Here is an 18,878-nt window from a genome sequence, read left to right as displayed (position 1 = left end):
TAACTTAATTAAGAGACGTTTAAGTGTTAAATTCTGTTAATAAATGTTAATTCTTAAATTTTTAGTTTTAATGAGGCCTAATATATAACTATTTATTTAGTTTTACCAAATGACAATTCAATAATTGGCAGTTTTCAGTTTTCGATGGCGCTTAGAATAGATGCTTTGCGTTGCGCTGTACGACAGTTTTGCAAAAAAAAAATGCCCAGACAAAGCTGGGCATTAGATAGGGGATGATTTAAATGAATTTATTTCTCTATCATTTTGTAATAGCGCACATAATCTACTTCCATTTTTTGAGGAAAGATGGTATCGTCGATGCCTTGTGCACCGCCCCAATCGCCACCAATGGCCAGGTTCATGAGCAAATGGAAACGTTTATCGAAAGGCCAAACCTTATAACCAGTACCTTCATTTACAAATTCAAACACCAAGGCGTTGTCATAATAGCCCCTAACTGCATAAGGCGTCCAATCTACACGGTAAATGTGGAATGCCGTACTGGCGTCAGGTATCATTTTGGTACTTGTTTTTTGGGTATTGATTTTAAAGTAATAAGCCTCGGTATGCGTTGTAAAATGAACATTGTTTTGGTCGTAGCCTACATGCTCCATAATATCTATTTCGCCCGATTTTGGCCAATCGCCATAAGCACGGTCTGTGGGCAGCATCCAAATGGCAGGCCAGGTTCCTCTGCCGGTTGGCAATTTGGCTTTTACTTCAATACGGCCATAAAGCACATCGAGTTTGTTTCGGCTTACCAATCGGGTAGAAGTATAGGACATGCCGCCCATGTTTTCTTTTTTGGCCGTAATGCTGAGCAGGCCATTGTCTACGCTCACATTTGATAACGAATTGGTATAATACTGCTTTTCATTGTTTCCCCAGCCGCTGCCACCAAGGTCGTAATCCCATTTGGTAGAAGTTGGCAAACCCGAATAATCGAACTCATCGGCCCAGGTTGGACTGCTTTCGAAAACCCAATTCTTGTCTTCAACCGTTACAGGTTTTGGCGGAATGATAATGGCGCCTTCAACATCCTTTCCTGATGAACAGGATTGGCAGGACATGATCGAACCTACGGAGAGCGCGATTAAGAAATATCCTTTTTTTATTCTTTTGATTATCATATGGGTTAGATTTTTATGGTCTGGCTTAAATGTTCAAGCCAGACCATGGTGTATTATTTAAATTCGAAATCGTCGATGTAGAATTGACCTGGATTTGGATGGCCTTCGCCACCTAGCTGCACCACAATCTTATCGTACAGGGTTTGACTTGCTCCGCTTGAGAAATCAAATTCTAGCTGCACCCAATTGTTGTATTGTGCAGGTGTAATGGTTTTAACTACTTCTAACTGTGTTTGCCAAGCATTGCCGCCCAATAAGGAGTTTTGCAATTTGATAGAAACCGTTGGAGCAACTTTAGTAAAATCGTTGCCGCCAGGGAAGAATACTTTTAACCTAATCTTGTTTTTAGAACTGAGGTCAAAACGATAAGGTAAGGTTACATTCAAGTTGCCATATTGGCCAGCAGTGCCAGTCCTCTTTTCATAATAACCCACTTTTGTAGAAGTGTTCACTGGGAATTTGGCTGGATTATCATAAGACCTGGTATAGTCCATTTCTTCAGCTATCCAAGTAATACCACCACTTGCGCTTTGAAAATCGTCTGTTAGATTAGCAGGTTGCATTGGTTTTTGTACTGGCGGAACTACTGGTCTCACAAAACCTTTTCTGATGAGTTTTAAGTACCAGGCATTTCCTGCATTGGCTTTATCCAAGCACCTTAACCACATTTCATCATTGTTGATAGAAAGGATCTGGTATTGCGATACCCCTAGGTAATAAGAAATAAAGCCATTGTTGCTGATGTTGATGAATTTGGTAGTTCCAGTTGTGCTTAATGCCCAGCCAAGATTAGTTGGAGGGGTATAGTTTACCATTGGATCATTAGGGCCTGTAGGCCCCCCAATGCCAGGCGCATTTGAGGCATTGGCAAAAGTAGCTCCCTTGTTGTCGTAAACGTAGCTTAAGCCAGTTGCGCTCATTTTAAAAGTCATCTCGTCATCGTAGAAGCCAAGACCAACTTTTTCGTTTGGTCCGGCCTGATACCAATCTGGTGTTTGTGTAGTGATGGGGCCAACACCTAAATGACCAGCCTCGGTCTGATCAATTACCCAAGTTTTACCTGCTGGGTTTGTTAAACCGCCTGATAAAAAGGTATATTCAGGATCGCTCAACATCGAGGTGTTGGTATTGGCTATGGTTATTGTTTTGGTGGTCGATACCGAATAACCACCCGCTGCTGTAACGGTTAATTTTACAGTATAGGTATTGGCCAGTGGAAAGGAGCCTTGAGCTTCTTTGCCGGTTGCCGTAGTGCCATTGCCAAAATCCCAATAGGCATTTATGCCATTATAGGAACTTTTAAAACTAACAATGTTTGGATTGGCAGCTGTTGGCGTTGCCGTAAACTGGATTTCACTAGCACTTGGCATGTTGCCAAGTTCACCGCTTACTTCGCTCTTTTTACAAGAAGCGATTACGGTTAGCATCAAGGCTAAACCTAGGTATAGTGATGCTTTTATGTTTTTTAATAATTTCATTTTCATTGATATTATTTGTTTTTAAAGGCTATGAAGCTATCATGAGCATATTTATTACTGTTTAGAGTGGTATGCTCATGATGTTTTCGTAGCGATTAATTAATAGCCTGGATTTTGTTTGATCACTCCTTTGGTTACATCAATTTCTGTTTGAGGAATTGGCAAATATTCGCTTTTTCCTGGTTTAAAGCCCAATGGACCTAATACAGTAACTGCTTTCCCTGTACGTACCAAATCAAAGAAACGATGGCCTTCTGTGGCCAACTCTAGCCTGCGCTCGTTGTAAATGTTATCTAAGGTAACTGCTACAGAGCCTAGGCCAACTCTTGCCCTAACTGCGTCTAACAGTTCTTTTGCGCGGGTAGGGTTGCTGCCTGCTTTGGTCAGGGCTTCGGCTTCCATCAAATAAGTATCGGCCAAACGAATTTCGATTTCGTTGATTGGCCAGTTCTGCTCGGCTACACCGGTAGTTGAACGATAGGCTTTTAATGGCGCATATTTTTTGATGAAATAACCGGTGTTTTGGTAACGCTCGTTGTATTTTGCCCCTGTTGCTTTTAGTGCGGCACCGTCAATAATGGTGGCATCAAAACGAGGATCGGTTTTCAAGGCATTTACCAAATCTAAGGTAACCGGACAAAAGCCCCAGCCACTTGAATAGATATCGCCAACATAACTGTCCATGCCGATAAACTGAGTGGCTACATTGCCTTCGCCACCATTGATCCAACCCCAATCTGTCCATGCCGCATTGTTTGAATGCGGAATTTCTAAAATAGATTCTACATTAAATTTGTTGGCCGGATTGAAAATGTCGGCATAATTAGGCATCAATGAATAGCCGTATGGGTTTCCAACTCTATTAATGTCTTCGAAAAGCGTAATGGCTTCGGCCAATTTGCCGTTGTCGTTTTGGTATAGTAATACTTTTCCCAGTTGGGCTTTGGCCGCACCTTGCGAAATACGTCCTTTGTCTGCAGCCGAAATGGTAGGAGGAAGGCCTGGTATAGCTTCTCTAAGGTCTTTTTCTATCTGCGCATATATTTGGGCAGGAGTAGATTGAACCTGTGAATAGAGTTCGCTGGTTTCTAACACTTTTGTAATTAAAGGCACTTTTCCAAACCACCTTACCAGATCGAAGTAAAAATAAGCTCTTAAAAACTTGGCTTCAGCAATTGCCCTGGTCTTGAAGGCTGCGCTCAAAGTAGTCGATTTGTCGATTTTGCTCAAGATCAAGTTGGCACGGTTGATGCCTGTAAAGTTCTTATTCCATAGTCCTCCTTGAGGCCCTACAAAAGAAGTAAGCGTAAAGTTGTCATAGGCAACCCAGCCCGGCTGGTCTGATGCACTACTGCCACCTGCCCAGGTATCGTCTGAAGCGGCGCTTAGCAAAGGCATTTTCATGGTGTAGCCTCCGGTGGTGCCCCATTGCATTACATCGTAAGTGGCCAGTACGCCCTGCATCATTTCTGTTTCGTTTTTATAGAAATTGTCTTCGAGTGTTGTTCCTCTTGGCGTGAGTTCTAAAAAGTCTTTTTTACATGATACTAGAATCTGCATCAGGGCAACTATTGCCAGCGTGCATTTGATATATTTATTTCTCATTATCATTTAATTAAAATCCAATATTGATACCTGCAAAATATGTTCTTGCTTGTGGGTAAAAACCACGATCGATGCCTAAGCTGCCACCTCCGATTTCAGGATCGAAGCCGGTGTATTTGGTCAGCGTAAGCAAGTTGTTGGCCATTACATAAAACCTAACTTTGTTTAAACCTGCCTTTAAAGTCAGCTTTTGAGGCAGCGTATAGCCAACCTGTACGGTTTTGATCCTGAAATAAGAACCATCTTCCAAGAAAAGGCTAGAAACGGTGCTGTAGTTTTTGTTGGGATCTTCAATGGTTGCCCTCGGAACGCTGTTGCTGGTTCCTTCTCCAGTCCATCTGGCTAAAATAGAGCGCTGGAAATTGGAAGTTGGCAAATCAAAACGTCTGGTTGCATTAAAAATCTGATTGCCACTTACACCTGTACCCAAGAGCACAAAATCAAAGCTTTTATAAGCGGCATTAATGGTAATGCCATAGGTGAAGTCTGGTGTTGGGTCGCCGATAACTTCTCTATCGTTTGCATCTATCGAACCATTGCCATTTAAATCGATGAACTTGATGTCGCCAGGTTTGGCAGCTGGCTGTATTTTATTGCCTGCACTGTTTTTATAATTGTCTATTTCTGCTTGCGTTTGGAACAAACCATCGCTTCTATAGCCATAAAAAGAGCCGATAGGGTAGCCAATTTTAGTACGGGTAATCTCTAAGCCTTGAGGCGTAACTTTTTGGCCTTCTAAAAACTCTTTCTCATCACCTAAGTAAACAATCTTGTTTTTAATGAAGGAAGCATTACCTGCAACCCTGAAAGAAAAATCGCCGAAGCTTTTATTATAGCCCAATTCCAGCTCGAAGCCCTTGTTGGTTAAATCGGCAATGTTTCCAATCGGACCATTGTTGCCCACATAACCCGGTACCGCAATTTGCAATAGCATACCAGAGGTTTTTTTATTAAACCAGTTGGCAGTTAACGAGATGTTTCCGAATAAGGTGGCATCTAAGCCTATATCCGTTGAAGTGGTTTCTTCCCATCTCAAATCAGGATTGGATAAAGCATCAGGACTTACACCAATGTTTAAGCCGGCAGAAGTACCCAAAGTATAGTTACGGCCACCACTCACGGTTGATAAATACCTGAAATCGCCGATGTTGTCATTACCAGTAACCCCATAAGAACCTCTTAGCTTTAAGAAAGTAACTACATTGTTTTTAGGGAAGAAATCTTCTTTGGTAGCTACCCAACCAGCAGAGGCTGATGGAAAGTAACCGTATTTGTTATTCGGACCGAAGCGTGAAGAACCGTCTCTACGAATAATACCAGTAAAGAGGTATTTCTCGTCGAAGTCATAAGTTAACCTCGCAAAAGCCGAATTCAAGGTGTTGAGGTACTCGCCACCACCAAAGTTCCTGTTCTCTCTCGGAACAGCGAATTGAAGCGAAGCGTCTTTGAGGTTGTCAACCGGTAAGCCTTGAAGGGTTCCATTTTGCGATTCGCCTCTGTTTTTTTGTGCCGAATAGCCCAATAACACAGTGAAATTATGTTTGTCGATAGCTTTGTTATAGCTGATGGTGTTTTCTAACGACCAAAATAAACCCCTGTTAGAATTTCTGTTGTAAGAATTAACTGATGCACTAAAGGTTGGATTTAAGTAATGTACAGGAGTAAAGCTCTCGCCACCCCAGAAGGCCAAGTCAACACCGCCTTGCGATCTTACTTTTAAACCTTTGATAATTTCTGCCTCTACAAAAACATTGGCTACCACCTTATCAGACCAATTTTTGCCTTGGGCAACTGCCAACGCAGCAATTGGGTTTAATATTTCTGATTGGGCGATGCTCGAAATGCCATAAGGAAGGCCATTGGCCGCTCTAACCACCGGCTGGTTGCTATAAGGCGGCGCATTGTATTTTGCCGGATCGGTTTCGATGATAGGAGTCAATGGGTCGATGTTAATCGCTCTGCCTAGTGGTGATCCATATTCTGTATTGGTGCCTACGCCTACAGAGTTGATGCGTGTGTAGCCTATAGTTTGCCCAAATTTAATGGCTTTGGTAATTTGGTGCTCCGAATTAAACCTGGCCGTAAACCTTTTGAAATTAGAATTGCTGGTAGCCACGATACCATCTTGATCGAAATAGCCAAAAGAGCTATAATAAGTTGATTTTTCGGTACCACCAGAAATGCTTAACTCGTGGTTTTGGATCTTGGCGCTATTGTTAAATACGGCAGCCTGCCAATCGGTGCCTACGCCATATTGGCTTGGATTAGGGAAACGTACGGTAGCCAATGGATTATCTGACAATTGGCCTTCGTTGTAAAAAGCCGCAAACTCGGTAGCGTTTAAAAGCTCTAATTTTCTGGCTGGCTCTTGCGTGCCTAGGTAAGTGTTGTAGTTTACACTCATTTTTCCGTTTCTCGTTCCTTTTTTGGTGGTAACGATAATTACACCATTTGCAGCCCTCGCTCCATAAATGGCCGCAGAAGCTGCATCTTTCAGCACTTCAATAGATTCGATGTCTGCCTGGTTTAAAAACTCGATACCTCCGCCGATTTGTACACCGTCTACAATATACAAGGCTTCACTATTGTTGATAGAAGTAGTACCCCTCACACGTAGGGTAGCGCCTTCACCTGGCTGGCCAGAGCTTGATACAATGGTTAAACCCGATGTTCTACCTTGTAGCGACTGTTCGATACGCGTTACAGGCATGTTTTCGAGGTCTTTGCCTTTTACCTGGGAAATAGCTCCCGTAATCACACTTTTCTTTTGTGTGCCGTAACCTACAACAACTACCTGTTCGAGGTCGCTTTGCGATTCAGACAAAGCAACAGCAATAGGTTCGCTGCTGTTCACAGCAATGGTTTGGGTAGTCATGCCGATTTGGGAAAACTCGAGAATGGTACCGGCCTTAGGCACCTTGATTCTGAAATTTCCGTTTTGATCTGTGGCAACGCCAGTGTTTGTACCTTGGATTTTTACAGATACACCTGGAATAGGAGTTCCGTCACTTTTGGAAGTTACTTTTCCCGATACGTCAATTTCTTGCGCACGAACGCTCAAAGAAAAGAGCAGGGAAAACAGCAAAAGAATGAACGTAGATTTTCCTTTCATAACAAATAAATTAAGTTTACATTTTGGTTAGTTGATGACCGTCTTTTTCTAGGGATGGTTGAGGCCTATAAATGCGACGAGCATTGTAACAAATATATAGTACGCCCTAAGCTTTGCTGAAAAAAACGCCCACTACAATACCCATACAAGAGCAACTTTTTTCTTGAAAAGAAGCAAGAATGAGCAATATGTAACCACAACAACAAGATTTTTCTTATCTTGAATAACATAGTTAACCAAATATTTTGCTTCAGCCGATTTTGAAAGAAATGAGAAAGTCCTTTTTTGTCTTTTTATTTATTTTGTCATCAACTTTTTGTTTAAAAGCACAAGATCGGATAGGTTTGCCACAGGTAGTAAGCTACAGTAACCTGACCTATAAAGGCGGTACGCAAAACTGGGATATCGCCCAAGACAAACAGGGCATTTTATATTTTGCAAACAACGAGGGTCTCATCTCTTTTAATGGGGCTTATTGGAAACATTATCCTTTGCCTAACCAAACCATTGTACGTTCGGTAAAAATTAGCGGTGATGGAAAAATTTATGTTGGCGGACAAGATGAGATTGGCTATTTCTTTCCCAATGCCAATGGCGCATTGGTCTATCATTCGCTCAAAAAGCTGATCCCAATCGGTGAAAAGCAATTTGCCGATGTTTGGAACATCGTCATTTCCAACCAGGAAGTGTATTTCCGTACAGTGAATAAGATTTTTCGCTTAAAGGACAATAAAATCGATGTTTTTACCAGTTATACCACTTGGGTATATATGGGTTTAGCCAATAATGAGGTAATGGCGCACGATGTAAAAATCGGTTTGAAGGTATTAAAAAACGGGCAATGGATTATCAAGTGCAAAGACAAACGGATTTTGAATGCCAGCATTACCTCCATACTTCCTTACCAAGGCGATACGCTTTTGCTCACCACGCTAAAAGACGGTCTTTTCCTGTTGAAGGATTCCATCTTGATGCCCAAAAAGACGCCACTTGACAAGACCTTTTACAATGACAGGATCAATGGGGCCATTCAGATCAATAAGGATCTGTATGCTTTGGGAACTACCTCATCGGCGCTGATGATCATCAATAAAAAAGGCGAACTGAATCAGCAGTTTTCTTATGCCGAGGGCCTCAACAATAATAACATCAGGAGTATTCTCTTAGACCAGCACCAGAATTTGTGGCTCGGATTGGATGATGGCATTGCATTTATCGCATTTAACAGTGCCATCAAACATATTTATCCTGATAAAAACAAACAGGTGGCCAGTTATGCCAGTAGGATTTTTGACCGTAAGCTCTACATTGGTACTTCCAACGGATTATTTGCGGCACCAATAGATGCCAAACAGGAAGATTTAAGCGAATCGCATGCACAATTTAAAGAAGTAAACAATACCAAAGGACAGACCTGGGGCTTAAGCGAGGTTTATAACCACTTGCTGTTGGCCAATGAAGACGGAGCTTCGGTAATTGAAGGCTATAATGCGAAATCGCTTTACCGTGAAATGGGTACATGGCTATATGCACCCTTAACAAATGGTACTGATCAATCGTTGGCGGTTGCGGGTACTTATACAGGTTTGCAGCTGTTGGGCTATCAAAACAAGGAATTTAGCTTTCTGAGTACCTTATCGGCCATTAACGAGCCACTGAGGTTTATCAGCGTAGATCAAAAACTCAACTGTGTATGGGCATCGCATCCTTACAGAGGTATTTTTAAGCTGGATCTATCACCAGATAAACGCAAAATCATTAAAACGACCTTGTTTACCCAGCAGGAGGGTTTGCCGCTTACCCTCTACAATTATATCTTTTGGTTCAGGGGGCGACCGATTGCCACGACCATAGATGGAGTTTACGAGTTTGATGCCAAAAAGAACAGGTTTTACCCAAGCCAGTTTTTTAGGCCAATTTTTAAACATGTGTCCATCCAGTATTTAAATGAAGATCGCGATGGCAATCTCTGGTATGTGACCTTAAAAAAGGTAGGCGTGGTTGATTTTAAAAAGAAAACTGGCAAAAACAACTTTAGCATTGTCGAATTTCCAGAGCTGACTACCAAAATCGTTGCAGGTTTTGAGAACATCTATCCTTATAACGAACGAAATATATTTATGGGTGGCAATAAAGGGCTTATCCATCTCGATTATAAGAAATATGCGGCCAATATTTATCGTCCCAATGCATTGCTTGGCCAAATCAGCTTCCCGGGCAAAGCCGATAGCATTCTATTTGGCGGTTATTTTGCCAACAGTACCCGAAGTAAAAAGGAAAGAAAGCGATTGGATTACGATTATAACTCGCTGCATTTTGAATATGCTTCCACTTTGTACGAGCAAAAGGAAAACATAGAATTTAGCTACCAGTTAAAAGGCTATGATGAGCAATGGTCGGCCTGGAGCAGCAAAAGCGAGAAGGATTATACCAATTTAAGCCATGGAAACTATGTTTTTATGGTGAAGGCCAGAAATAATTTGGGCAACGAATCTGAAGTGGTGAGCTATAATTTTACCATTGCGCCAGCATGGTACAGGAGCAATGTAGCCTATTTGTTTTATTTTATCCTGTTTGTATTCCTCATTTATCGTTTGGTCAAATACCAGGAAAAAGAGCATCAGAAGCAACAAGATAAACTGAGGCAGAAGCATCAGTTGGAAATCGAACGCAACGAACAGCAGATTACCAAGCTGCAGAAAAAACAGTTAGAGGCAGAGGTAGAATTTAAGAACAAGGAATTGGCATCGGCTACCATGCATTTGGTACAGCGTGGTAAATTATTGTCTAAAATAGGAGATGAGCTGTTGCCTTTGGTACAGCAAACCGGCAATAAAGATAGTGCAGACGATATTAAAAAAGTAATCAGGCTGTTAAACGAAGCCAAGAAACTCGACCACGACTGGGAACAGTTTGCCATTCACTTTGACCATGTACACGCCAATTTCTTGAGCAACCTGAAAGATAAATATCCAAACTTAAGTCCAAGCGATTTGAAGCTTTGTGCCTATCTCAAATTGAATTTGTCTTCTAAGGAAATAGCTCAGTTGCTCAACATTACGCCGAGGGCGGTAGAGGTGAGTCGCTATCGTTTGCGTAAAAAACTAGGACTTACGCCAGATGTGAACCTGTTCGACTTTTTATTTAAGTAGATAATCTTAACTAGCTTATTGTTATTTCTTTATTTGGCAACAGTTATAGTAAACTTTTACCTTTTTATCTTTGGGCGACCAGGCAATGTAAACCTTGTCGTCTTTGCCTGTGCTGTAATCGAAGCCATTTAAGCCACTTTGTTTAAGTTCTTCGTAAAAGGCTTTGTCAGGCACATTCTCATCTGGTTTTTCATCGGGCATTACGGCCGGTACGAGGAAATGTTCTTCCTCAAAGAAATCGTTCACCTCATCTTGCAGGAACTTCACCTTATCATCTTCTTTTTTAAGTTCGGCACTGGCCAAGAAATTTTTAAGCAACGATTCGGCTTTGATTTCTTTTTCGTAGATCTTCTCGCCATTAAAATTCACAATGCTAAAAAAGAGGCTCATGTCTTTAGAGGTTTTGCCTTTTAGCGCAATTTTGAAGGTATCTTGTTTTAAGGTATCTGTGAAAGGCTGGAGCGAAGTTTTTTCGAGATTGCCGGCTACGCGTTTAGAAGAATTTGAAGTGCAGCTGGCAAAAGCCACTACAAGCACCAAGAGAGAAAGCGATGCAAATTTCATAGTCAAAAGGTTTTAAGTCGAAGATAAAAAAATAGCTTTAAAAAACTATTTTTTGGAGGTCTTCTGGCGTATCGATGGCAATAGTTTCCAAATGGGTTACCTTGGTTTGGATCTGATAGCCATTTTCAACCCAGCGCAACTGTTCCAGGCTTTCGGCAAGCTCTAAGCTCGAGGCTGGCAATTTGGTAATTGCCAAAAGCGTAGGCCTGCGGTAGCCATATATACCAATATGCTTGTAAAACTGATGTGCTTTGATCCAGTTTTCCTTTTCCGAATTACGGATGTATGGAATGGGATTGCGGCTGAAATAAATGGCCTTGCCTTCGGCATTAAGCACCACCTTTGGTAAATTGGCGTTAAAAAGCTCTTCCTGGGTATGTATCTCTTTAATTAGCGTGGCCAGTTCTACCTGTTCATCGTCAAAGCAAGCCGCTACCAAGGCAATCTGGGCAGGATCTATAAAAGGTTCATCGCCTTGGATATTGATCACCACATCGAATTCTGGCAGTTGCTGGGCAACTTCTGCACAACGGTCTGTACCGCTTTGGTGGTTTTCGCTGGTAAAAATATATTCGCCACCGAAACCTGTTACGGCTTGAGCAATTCGCTCATCATCAGTTGCTACTACTACTTTTGCTAAATTGGCTTTCGACGCTTGTTCATAAACCCTTTGAATCATCGTTTTACCACCAATATCAACCAATGGCTTTCCAGGAAAGCGGGTAGAGGCGTAGCGTGCAGGGATGATGCCTAAGATTTTCATGGAAAATTAGAATAAGCCGTTGATTTCTGCTTCGATAGATTGGATCACCGTGCCTAAATCTTCAGGGTTATTGGTGAAATCGAGTTTGTCTTTGTCTAAAATCAACAATTTACCCAAATTATAGCCTTTGATCCAGGCTTCATATTTTTCGTTCAGCTTAGATAAATAATCGATACGGATACTGGCTTCATATTCGCGCCCACGGCGTTGGATATTGTTAACCAAGGTGGGTACCGAAGCTCTCAAATACACCAAAAGATCGGGTGGCTTGATAAAAGAAGTGATATTTTCGAAAATAGCCCTATAGTTTTCGTGATCCCTGGTGGTCATCAGGCCCATTTCGTGTAGGTTTTCGGCAAAAATATGCGCATCCTCGTAAATGGTACGGTCTTGGATTACGTTTCTTTTATTGCTTTCTATCTCTACAATTTGTTGAAAACGGCTGTTCAGGAAATAGATCTGCAGGTTGAAGCTCCAACGCTTCATGTCGCTATAAAAATCTTCTAGGTACGGATTGTTATCTACTGCTTCGTACAGTGCCTCCCATCCATAATTCTTGGCCAAAAGACCCGTTAACGTAGTTTTTCCGGCACCGATATTTCCAACTATTGCTATATGCATATATTATTTTGATTTGAGCGTAGCGTTTTGCGTTGAGCGTTTTTGTCGCCAACCACTATTGCATTACACAATACTACTATTAAAAACTTTTAAAGCCAATTATTTCTCTTACTTCGCGAATGGTTTTTTGTGCACTTTCTCTCGCCTTTAAAGCACCATGTTTAGCCACTTGACGTAGATAAGAAGTATCGGCAGCAATTTCGTTGATGCGTTCGCGCATTGGAGCCGTAGTAATGATCATGTCTTCGGCCAATTGCTTCTTGAAATCGCCGTAACGGATGGCCATTTTGTTGTACTGCTCTTCAAAGTGGGTCAGCGTATCTGCCGATGAAACGATTTTCATCAAATCGAACAAGTTTTGAATAGCTTCTGGTTTTTCCTGATTTTCGGCAGTAGGACCGCTATCGGTAACTGCTCTTGAAACCTTTTTGCGGATAATTTCAGGGCTGTCTGACAAATAAACTGCATTGCCTTCGCCCTCAGATTTGCCCATTTTGCCTTTGCCGTCTAATCCGGGTACTTTAACCAAGCCTTTAGAGTAGCTGAATGCATAAGGCTCGGGAAAATATTCATTATCGTAGAGCCTGTTAAACCTATTCCCGAAGGTACGGGCCATTTCCAAGTGCTGTTCTTGGTCTTTGCCAACCGGAACCTTGGTGGCGCGATGGATCAGGATATCGGCTGCCATTAAAACAGGATAGGTCAATAAACCGGCGTTTACATTATCTGGATTGGCACGAACCTTATCTTTAAATGATGTAGCACGCTCTAATTCGCCCAAATAGGCATTCATATTCAGGTACAAATAAAGTTCCGAAACTTCAGGCACATCAGATTGAATATATATAGTAGTTGTTTCCGGATCGATTCCGCAAGCCAAATATTCTACCAAAACCTGCTTGATATTGCCATGCAGGTCTTGTGGCGTAGGGTGCGTGGTTAAAGAGTGCAAATCGGCAATAAAGAAAAAACAATTGTACTCGTGTTGCATTTGTACAAAGTTTTTTACCGCGCCGTAATAATTTCCTATATGTAATTTTCCTGTAGAGCGGATACCGCTTACAACCGTTTCTTTGATCATGGGCCGAAATTAAGAAAAAACCTAGAAAATTCATTGGTTCATTTGTGTAATTGGTTCCCTTATAGAATCGTTGTGCCGGAGCCCGATCCCGGTATCTATCTCATGACGCGTCGAAGAAAAACTAATTTTCACAACTATAAGGCAAAATTGTATTTTTGGTTTCCATGATTAAATTGCTCAAAAGGATACATCAGCTTTATTTCGTTTGTACGTTACTCTTTTTCTTTTTTATTTTTTGGCCGGTTTACTATTTCGCCAGTCGAAAACCCAAGTATTATGGTATCCTTAATAAATTTAGAACTGCCCACGGTTTTTTATGTGCGGCCTTGGCGGGTGTTTTCTTCAGCTTTGAGCTGGAAAAAAAGCTGGATAAGAAACAGACTTATATTTTCTGTGCAAACCATAGCTCTAATCTAGATATTATTGTTTTTTGTATCCTGGCCAAAGGCCGATACCATTTTATGGGCAAGGAAGAACTGTTGAAGAACCCGATCCTAGGTATCTTTTTTCGGACCATAGATATTGCGGTAAATAGAGAAAGCAAGATTTCTTCGTTCCGGGCTTTTAAAAGGGCAGGAGATAACCTCGAAAACGGTATGAGCCTCATCATTTTTCCAGAGGGAAGGATTGACGACAGCTATCCGCCACGCCTACAGGAATTTAAAAATGGCCCATTCAGATTGGCTATCGAGAAAAATATTCCCATTGTTCCCGTAAGCATTACCAATGTATGGAAAATCCTATGGGACGACGGCATGAAGTATGGAACTAGGCCGGGCATTGCAAATATTTATGTGCACGAACCTATATTAACCAGTATCTTAGCTGCCGATGGGGCCGATGCGCTGAAAGAAGAAGTCTATCAAAAAATAGAGAGCAAGCTTGTCAACAGATGAAACCATCATGGCGATGTACCTGTTGAAAATTAAATAAACAAAGAGATGAAAATAGATCAGCAGACCGTTTATAAAGTAGCCGATTTAGCTAGGATCGAAATTGCGGCTAACGAAGTTGATACATTAACGGTAGAGATGAATAAGATCCTTACTTTTATGGAAAAGCTCAATGAATTGGATACAACAGGTGTAAAGCCTTTGGTTTACATGAATGAGCAGGCCAATGTTTGGAGAGAAGATGTGGCGAAGCATGAAATCAGCACCGCCGATGGATTGAAAAACGCGGCAAAGCACAATGAAAACTACTTCTTTGTGCCTAAAATCATAGAAAAATAAACAGGGCTGTAACATTGCCTAGGCAAAACTGGTCTAAAAAGAAAAAACGATGCAGAAACCACTCATTATCATTGAAGATATAGGCCGTAAATACGTTATCGGTACAGAAGTTATTCACGCGTTAAAATCAGTAAGCCTTAACATAGAAAAAGGAGAATTTGTTGCTTTGATGGGCCCTTCGGGTTCTGGCAAATCTACGCTGATGAATATTCTGGGCTGCTTAGATACGCCGAGTAAAGGCAATTATATCCTCAATGGCATTAATGTGAGCCACATGACCGATAATGAATTGGCAGAAGTGCGCAACAAAGAGATCGGTTTCGTTTTCCAGACTTTTAATCTTTTGCCGCGTTCTACCTCTTTAGATAATGTGGCCTTGCCGCTCATCTATGCAGGTGCCAGCAAAAAAGAACGTGATGCACGTGCTACCAAAGCCTTAGAAAATGTAGGCTTGGGCAATCGTGTTACCCACAAGCCAAACGAGCTTTCAGGCGGACAGCGCCAACGTGTGGCCGTAGCCAGGGCGCTGATCAATAATCCTTCTATTATCCTGGCCGATGAGCCTACGGGTAACTTGGATACCAAAACTTCTATCGAAATTATGGGTCTTTTAGAGGAAATCCATAGCAAGGGCAATACTATTATTTTGGTAACGCACGAAGAAGACATTGCACAACACGCCCATAGAATTGTACGTATGCGCGATGGCTTGATCGAAAAAGACTACATCAACGACGATATCAAAACAGTATCGCCGCGCTTGAGCAATTTAAAAGCCAAGGGCGATGATTTCGAAAGCATCCAGTAGTTTTGCCAGCTGTTTTTTTTGTCTTCAATTATTAAAGCATACTATTTCATAAAATAGAAATGGCGAGCAGGGTTGCGCTATAGGCAATTGTGTCTATTGCTTTCAGTTACGTAATACCGTTTTTAGCTTAAATTCAATAGTTTTTGATCCAAAAGATAATTATTAGGTTTAATATTTACTTTTGCGGTACATCTATTTAATTTATTTATGAAAAACTATATTAAGCCTACTTTCCTAGCGTTTGTGCTTTTTTTTGCGACTTGTAAAAAGAAAGACAAGATAAGCGACTTACCACCATTAACAACACCCACTGTTTATTCGTTTGATTCCGATACCAACTCTGAGCTGATGTTTCAGGATGGCGAAGCTTTGTCAGCTTTTACATCAGAAGCAAGACGATTTGAAATTGGAAAAGTTTTGCGGGTGCGCGCAGTTGACGAAACCACTATCGAAGTTGCTAATTTTACACCTATAGTCATTGAAGATGCCACTATTCTACTTACTGTACAGGGCATGGCCAAGCCAATTAAACTGTTTAAAATCAAAAAAATACGGGCACATGGTGTACAGACCATTAAGTATCCTTTTGTAAAGGGTACAAACAAGTTTTTGGATGCCGATAACGCCGAGGTAGACCTGTCGAAATATCAAACAGGCATACCGGTTAATCAAGTAAGCTTTGATTTTACCGGAGAAACAGAATTGATCAAGAAACTTAAAAAACTGGCCAAGCTCAAATGGAAGATCAAGTACCATGATTTTGATTCAAATGACAATCCATCAGATAATTGGAAAGAAAATATAGATCCAAAAGATGTACGCAGATTTAGTGGCTTTATCATTAACCTGGCTTATTTGTTTCAGGATGATAGAACCAAAGAGGCGTTGGTAAACGAGCCAATTACCAAAAATGATGGAACAACCTTTTTAAGTTTGGCAGAAAAGCAAACCGTCTATCAACAGTTGCTTGATATCCCTCAATTTAATTGTGGAGTGGTGGTAAATGTATCAGGTCTTGGGGGCGGTGCTACATTTGGAGTGGCAGATCATATACTTAAAGACTATTTAACCAAAGATATTTGTTATGTTTCGGTGCATGAGCTTGGCCATATGATCGGTTACGGCCATTCATCTAGCATGACCTATCCACAAGATAACCGGGGCGCTGTTGTAGCAACTGGTCGCATCTATACTGCAATGCTAACCAATAAGGAGCTGCCCATCAGCACAACAAACTATTATAAACAAACAGATTTATAGTAGCCCCGACCTTTGAAATTACGTTCGTCATTCCCTTTGAGGGGCTTAGTCATAGACCGAGATGTTAAATAGTAGAAATAGTGATCAACTCTAGATTATTATAAATTGGATTTATGCATTTAATTTATATTTGTTAAAATTTGACGAAAGATGAAGCCAACATTAGCTCTTCATCGCTATAGAAAACAAGCTGTAAACAAATGAAAATCTATACCAAGACTGGAGATAAAGGCCAAACCTCATTAATTGGCGGTACCCGTGTGCCAAAATACCATGTCCGTATCGAAAGTTACGGAACGGTTGATGAACTGAATTCTTATATCGGTTTGATCATGTGCCAGGCCATTGATGCACACCATCAGCAAATTTTAAAAGAGATTCAGGATAGGTTATTCACAATTGGTTCTTCGCTGGCCTCCGACCCAGAACGTTCAAAAATGAAAATCCCCGATCTTTTAGAAAGCGACATTACACTTTTGGAGAAAGAAATGGATGCCATGAACGAAGTGTTGCCAGAATTGAAACATTTCATTCTTCCTGGAGGAAATACAGTTGTATCTTATTGTCATTTAGCTCGTTGCGTATGCAGGAGAGCAGAGAGGCTGGCCGTTCAGTTGGCGGCCGACAGTTTTGTTGACAGCAATATTACAATTTATTTGAACAGATTGAGCGATTATTTATTTGTTTTGGCCAGAAAACTGAATGCCGATGCTAAAACAGAAGAAAACATCTGGATACCACGGATTTAAATTGGTGGAAAAAAATATTTGTTTTGCTCATTTTTTTTAGCATACTTTTGCCACTCAGAATATGAATTATAAATATTAAGTAATATGTATTGGACATTAGAACTCGCATCGCACTTGGAAGACGCTCCTTGGCCTGCAACAAAAGACGAATTAATTGATTATGCTATTCGTTCAGGTGCACCTGTTGAGGTGATTGAAAATTTACAAGCCTTAGAAGATGATGGTGAGCCTTACGAAACGATTGAAGAGATTTGGCCAGACTATCCCACAAAAGACGACTTCTTTTTTAACGAAGACGAATATTAAAGAGCTTATCAAACAGATGAAAAAGCCCTCAGAATTTCTGGGGGCTTTTTATTTTTCAGAACAATTTTAGTTTAGTCTTTGTTAATGCTATAAATCAAGAGAAATTAACTATCACTTAAAAACTAAAACAATGGGAAATCTACTTTATGTTATAGCAGTTATTTTGGTCATCATTTGGGCCATTAGCTTTTTGGGCGGTTATTACACCGGCGGCATCATCCATGCCTTATTGGTAATCGCCATTATCGCCATTATCTTAAGAGTTATTAAAGGCGCAGCCTAATAATCAACTACTGCTTTGGCAATGCTCAGGGGTATTGTCAAAGCATTTTATTACTTGAGCAGGTAATGCGCCAATTCCAGGTCTTCTGGAAAGGTAATTTTTAGATTGTTCCGTTCTCCTTCAATCAGGTTGATCTTAAATCCAGCCTTCTCTACAACAGAAGCATCATCGGTAAATTTAGCCCGGTAATGTTGCTGATAAGCTTTTCTCAACTGGCTTATTTCAAATGTCTGCGGTGTTTGTACCAGCACCAGTTCATCACGGTTAATCACCTTGCTTTGGTCTGATTTTAGCCTCCTTACCGAATCGCTAGGCTTGATGCAGCAAACGGCATTTCCTTCTTCTCCAGCTTTTTCATAGGCACTGGCAATCAGCTTTTGGCTTACCAAGGGCCTTACGGCATCGTGTATGGCTATAATTCCGTCGCCTTTAATGGCCATTAAGCCATTGCGTACCGAGTGGAAGCGTTGTTCGCCACCTCTAATCAATAAATGGGGGATATCGAAATTGTATTTGCTGCAGAGCTCTTCCCATTGCTGGTGCAAGTCTTGATGAAGTACGAGGATGAGTTCGGGCTTGAAATTTGAATTGTGGAAAGCCGATAGGGTGTGCATGAGCACAGGCTTGTTTCCTAGCAATAAGAACTGCTTAGCAATGGGGTTCTGCATTCTTTTGCCAGAACCGCCTCCAACAATTATTGCATAATATTTCATGATAAGAGTAGAGCATATTGA

The 18,878-nt window shown here is 41.1% G+C and carries 17 protein-coding genes; 8 read left to right on the top strand and 9 right to left on the bottom strand.

The window, feature by feature from the left end; translation table 11 throughout:
• Positions 1 to 248: 248 nt before the first annotated feature.
• The 4 genes from AC570H_RS07635 to AC570H_RS07620 all read right to left on the bottom strand — a co-directional run bounded on the left by AC570H_RS07635 (position 249) and on the right by AC570H_RS07620 (position 7,325).
• A complete protein-coding gene (locus AC570H_RS07635; RefSeq protein ID WP_497353346.1) occupies positions 249 to 1,130 on the bottom strand; it encodes a glycoside hydrolase family 16 protein in 882 nt (293 codons plus the stop codon).
• 53 nt (positions 1,131 to 1,183) lie between these two features.
• Positions 1,184 to 2,608, bottom strand: a complete 1,425-nt coding sequence (locus AC570H_RS07630) for a PKD domain-containing protein (RefSeq protein WP_497353344.1) — start codon at positions 2,606 to 2,608, stop codon at positions 1,184 to 1,186.
• 99 nt (positions 2,609 to 2,707) lie between these two features.
• On the bottom strand, positions 2,708 to 4,213 hold the full coding sequence (locus tag AC570H_RS07625) for a RagB/SusD family nutrient uptake outer membrane protein (RefSeq protein WP_497353342.1): 1,506 nt from the start codon (positions 4,211 to 4,213) through the stop codon (positions 2,708 to 2,710).
• Between the two features lie 10 nt (positions 4,214 to 4,223).
• Complete coding sequence (locus AC570H_RS07620; RefSeq protein ID WP_497353340.1) at positions 4,224 to 7,325, bottom strand: SusC/RagA family TonB-linked outer membrane protein; 3,102 nt, start codon at positions 7,323 to 7,325, stop codon at positions 4,224 to 4,226.
• A 269-nt stretch (positions 7,326 to 7,594) separates the two neighbouring features.
• Here AC570H_RS07620 and AC570H_RS07615 point away from each other — a divergent pair, with 269 nt between their 5' ends.
• Positions 7,595 to 10,477 carry a triple tyrosine motif-containing protein gene (locus AC570H_RS07615; protein ID WP_497353338.1) on the top strand — a complete coding sequence of 961 codons (2,883 nt, stop codon included), beginning with the start codon at positions 7,595 to 7,597 and terminating at the stop codon, positions 10,475 to 10,477.
• 21 nt (positions 10,478 to 10,498) lie between these two features.
• Here the strand turns inward: AC570H_RS07615 and AC570H_RS07610 are convergent, their stop codons facing one another.
• From AC570H_RS07610 to trpS, 4 genes are all read right to left on the bottom strand, one after another.
• Positions 10,499 to 11,041: a hypothetical protein gene (locus AC570H_RS07610; protein WP_497353337.1), complete on the bottom strand. Its 543-nt coding sequence runs from the start codon at positions 11,039 to 11,041 to the stop codon at positions 10,499 to 10,501.
• A 37-nt stretch (positions 11,042 to 11,078) separates the two neighbouring features.
• Complete coding sequence (gene kdsB, locus AC570H_RS07605) at positions 11,079 to 11,804, bottom strand: 3-deoxy-manno-octulosonate cytidylyltransferase (protein ID WP_497353335.1); 726 nt, start codon at positions 11,802 to 11,804, stop codon at positions 11,079 to 11,081.
• 6 nt (positions 11,805 to 11,810) lie between these two features.
• The gene (locus tag AC570H_RS07600) at positions 11,811 to 12,425 is read right to left on the bottom strand and encodes a deoxynucleoside kinase (RefSeq protein ID WP_497353333.1); all 615 of its coding nucleotides are present in this window, start codon (positions 12,423 to 12,425) and stop codon (positions 11,811 to 11,813) included.
• 79 nt (positions 12,426 to 12,504) lie between these two features.
• On the bottom strand, positions 12,505 to 13,506 hold the full coding sequence (gene trpS, locus AC570H_RS07595) for a tryptophan--tRNA ligase (RefSeq protein ID WP_497353331.1): 1,002 nt from the start codon (positions 13,504 to 13,506) through the stop codon (positions 12,505 to 12,507).
• 164 nt (positions 13,507 to 13,670) lie between these two features.
• On the opposite strand from trpS, the gene AC570H_RS07590 reads away from it, so the two are divergent.
• The 7 genes from AC570H_RS07590 (at position 13,671) to AC570H_RS07560 (ending at position 18,144) form a co-directional block, all read left to right on the top strand.
• On the top strand, positions 13,671 to 14,402 hold the full coding sequence (locus AC570H_RS07590) for a lysophospholipid acyltransferase family protein (protein ID WP_497353329.1): 732 nt from the start codon (positions 13,671 to 13,673) through the stop codon (positions 14,400 to 14,402).
• 45 nt (positions 14,403 to 14,447) lie between these two features.
• Positions 14,448 to 14,738 carry an Asp-tRNA(Asn)/Glu-tRNA(Gln) amidotransferase subunit GatC gene (gene gatC / locus AC570H_RS07585; RefSeq protein WP_497353327.1) on the top strand — a complete coding sequence of 97 codons (291 nt, stop codon included), beginning with the start codon at positions 14,448 to 14,450 and terminating at the stop codon, positions 14,736 to 14,738.
• Between the two features lie 49 nt (positions 14,739 to 14,787).
• Positions 14,788 to 15,546, top strand: coding sequence for an ABC transporter ATP-binding protein (locus tag AC570H_RS07580; protein ID WP_497353325.1), 759 nt, complete (start codon positions 14,788 to 14,790; stop codon positions 15,544 to 15,546).
• A 207-nt stretch (positions 15,547 to 15,753) separates the two neighbouring features.
• Complete coding sequence (locus tag AC570H_RS07575; RefSeq protein ID WP_497353323.1) at positions 15,754 to 16,806, top strand: hypothetical protein; 1,053 nt, start codon at positions 15,754 to 15,756, stop codon at positions 16,804 to 16,806.
• Positions 16,807 to 17,006: 200 nt separating this feature from the next.
• A complete protein-coding gene (locus AC570H_RS07570) occupies positions 17,007 to 17,555 on the top strand; it encodes a cob(I)yrinic acid a,c-diamide adenosyltransferase (RefSeq protein ID WP_497353321.1) in 549 nt (182 codons plus the stop codon).
• Between the two features lie 84 nt (positions 17,556 to 17,639).
• Positions 17,640 to 17,861 (top strand): DUF2795 domain-containing protein, encoded by a 222-nt coding sequence (locus AC570H_RS07565; RefSeq protein WP_097129232.1) that lies wholly within the window; start codon positions 17,640 to 17,642, stop codon positions 17,859 to 17,861.
• Between the two features lie 130 nt (positions 17,862 to 17,991).
• A complete protein-coding gene (locus AC570H_RS07560) occupies positions 17,992 to 18,144 on the top strand; it encodes a lmo0937 family membrane protein (RefSeq protein ID WP_199140722.1) in 153 nt (50 codons plus the stop codon).
• A 50-nt stretch (positions 18,145 to 18,194) separates the two neighbouring features.
• On the opposite strand, the gene AC570H_RS07555 is transcribed toward AC570H_RS07560, so the two are convergent.
• Positions 18,195 to 18,857, bottom strand: a complete 663-nt coding sequence (locus tag AC570H_RS07555) for a 2-C-methyl-D-erythritol 4-phosphate cytidylyltransferase (RefSeq protein WP_497353318.1) — start codon at positions 18,855 to 18,857, stop codon at positions 18,195 to 18,197.
• Positions 18,858 to 18,878: the final 21 nt, after the last annotated feature.

Source organism: Pedobacter sp. B4419, assembly GCF_059693725.1.
The sequence above is the reverse complement of the archived record's forward strand: the minus strand, read 5'-3'. Positions and strand labels throughout refer to the sequence as shown.

What these genes read in the sequence shown, in the direction of transcription:
- AC570H_RS07635 (WP_497353346.1), bottom strand. Translation starts at nt 1,130, where the DNA reads ATGATAATCAAAAGAATAAAAAAAGGATATTTCTTAATCGCGCTCTCC.
- AC570H_RS07630 (WP_497353344.1), bottom strand. Translation starts at nt 2,608, where the DNA reads ATGAAATTATTAAAAAACATAAAAGCATCACTATACCTAGGTTTAGCC.
- AC570H_RS07625 (WP_497353342.1), bottom strand. Translation starts at nt 4,213, where the DNA reads ATGAGAAATAAATATATCAAATGCACGCTGGCAATAGTTGCCCTGATG.
- AC570H_RS07620 (WP_497353340.1), bottom strand. Translation starts at nt 7,325, where the DNA reads ATGAAAGGAAAATCTACGTTCATTCTTTTGCTGTTTTCCCTGCTCTTT.
- AC570H_RS07615 (WP_497353338.1), top strand. Translation starts at nt 7,595, where the DNA reads ATGAGAAAGTCCTTTTTTGTCTTTTTATTTATTTTGTCATCAACTTTT.
- AC570H_RS07610 (WP_497353337.1), bottom strand. Translation starts at nt 11,041, where the DNA reads ATGAAATTTGCATCGCTTTCTCTCTTGGTGCTTGTAGTGGCTTTTGCC.
- kdsB (WP_497353335.1), bottom strand. Translation starts at nt 11,804, where the DNA reads ATGAAAATCTTAGGCATCATCCCTGCACGCTACGCCTCTACCCGCTTT.
- AC570H_RS07600 (WP_497353333.1), bottom strand. Translation starts at nt 12,425, where the DNA reads ATGCATATAGCAATAGTTGGAAATATCGGTGCCGGAAAAACTACGTTA.
- trpS (WP_497353331.1), bottom strand. Translation starts at nt 13,506, where the DNA reads ATGATCAAAGAAACGGTTGTAAGCGGTATCCGCTCTACAGGAAAATTA.
- AC570H_RS07590 (WP_497353329.1), top strand. Translation starts at nt 13,671, where the DNA reads ATGATTAAATTGCTCAAAAGGATACATCAGCTTTATTTCGTTTGTACG.
- gatC (WP_497353327.1), top strand. Translation starts at nt 14,448, where the DNA reads ATGAAAATAGATCAGCAGACCGTTTATAAAGTAGCCGATTTAGCTAGG.
- AC570H_RS07580 (WP_497353325.1), top strand. Translation starts at nt 14,788, where the DNA reads ATGCAGAAACCACTCATTATCATTGAAGATATAGGCCGTAAATACGTT.
- AC570H_RS07575 (WP_497353323.1), top strand. Translation starts at nt 15,754, where the DNA reads ATGAAAAACTATATTAAGCCTACTTTCCTAGCGTTTGTGCTTTTTTTT.
- AC570H_RS07570 (WP_497353321.1), top strand. Translation starts at nt 17,007, where the DNA reads ATGAAAATCTATACCAAGACTGGAGATAAAGGCCAAACCTCATTAATT.
- AC570H_RS07565 (WP_097129232.1), top strand. Translation starts at nt 17,640, where the DNA reads ATGTATTGGACATTAGAACTCGCATCGCACTTGGAAGACGCTCCTTGG.
- AC570H_RS07560 (WP_199140722.1), top strand. Translation starts at nt 17,992, where the DNA reads ATGGGAAATCTACTTTATGTTATAGCAGTTATTTTGGTCATCATTTGG.
- AC570H_RS07555 (WP_497353318.1), bottom strand. Translation starts at nt 18,857, where the DNA reads ATGAAATATTATGCAATAATTGTTGGAGGCGGTTCTGGCAAAAGAATG.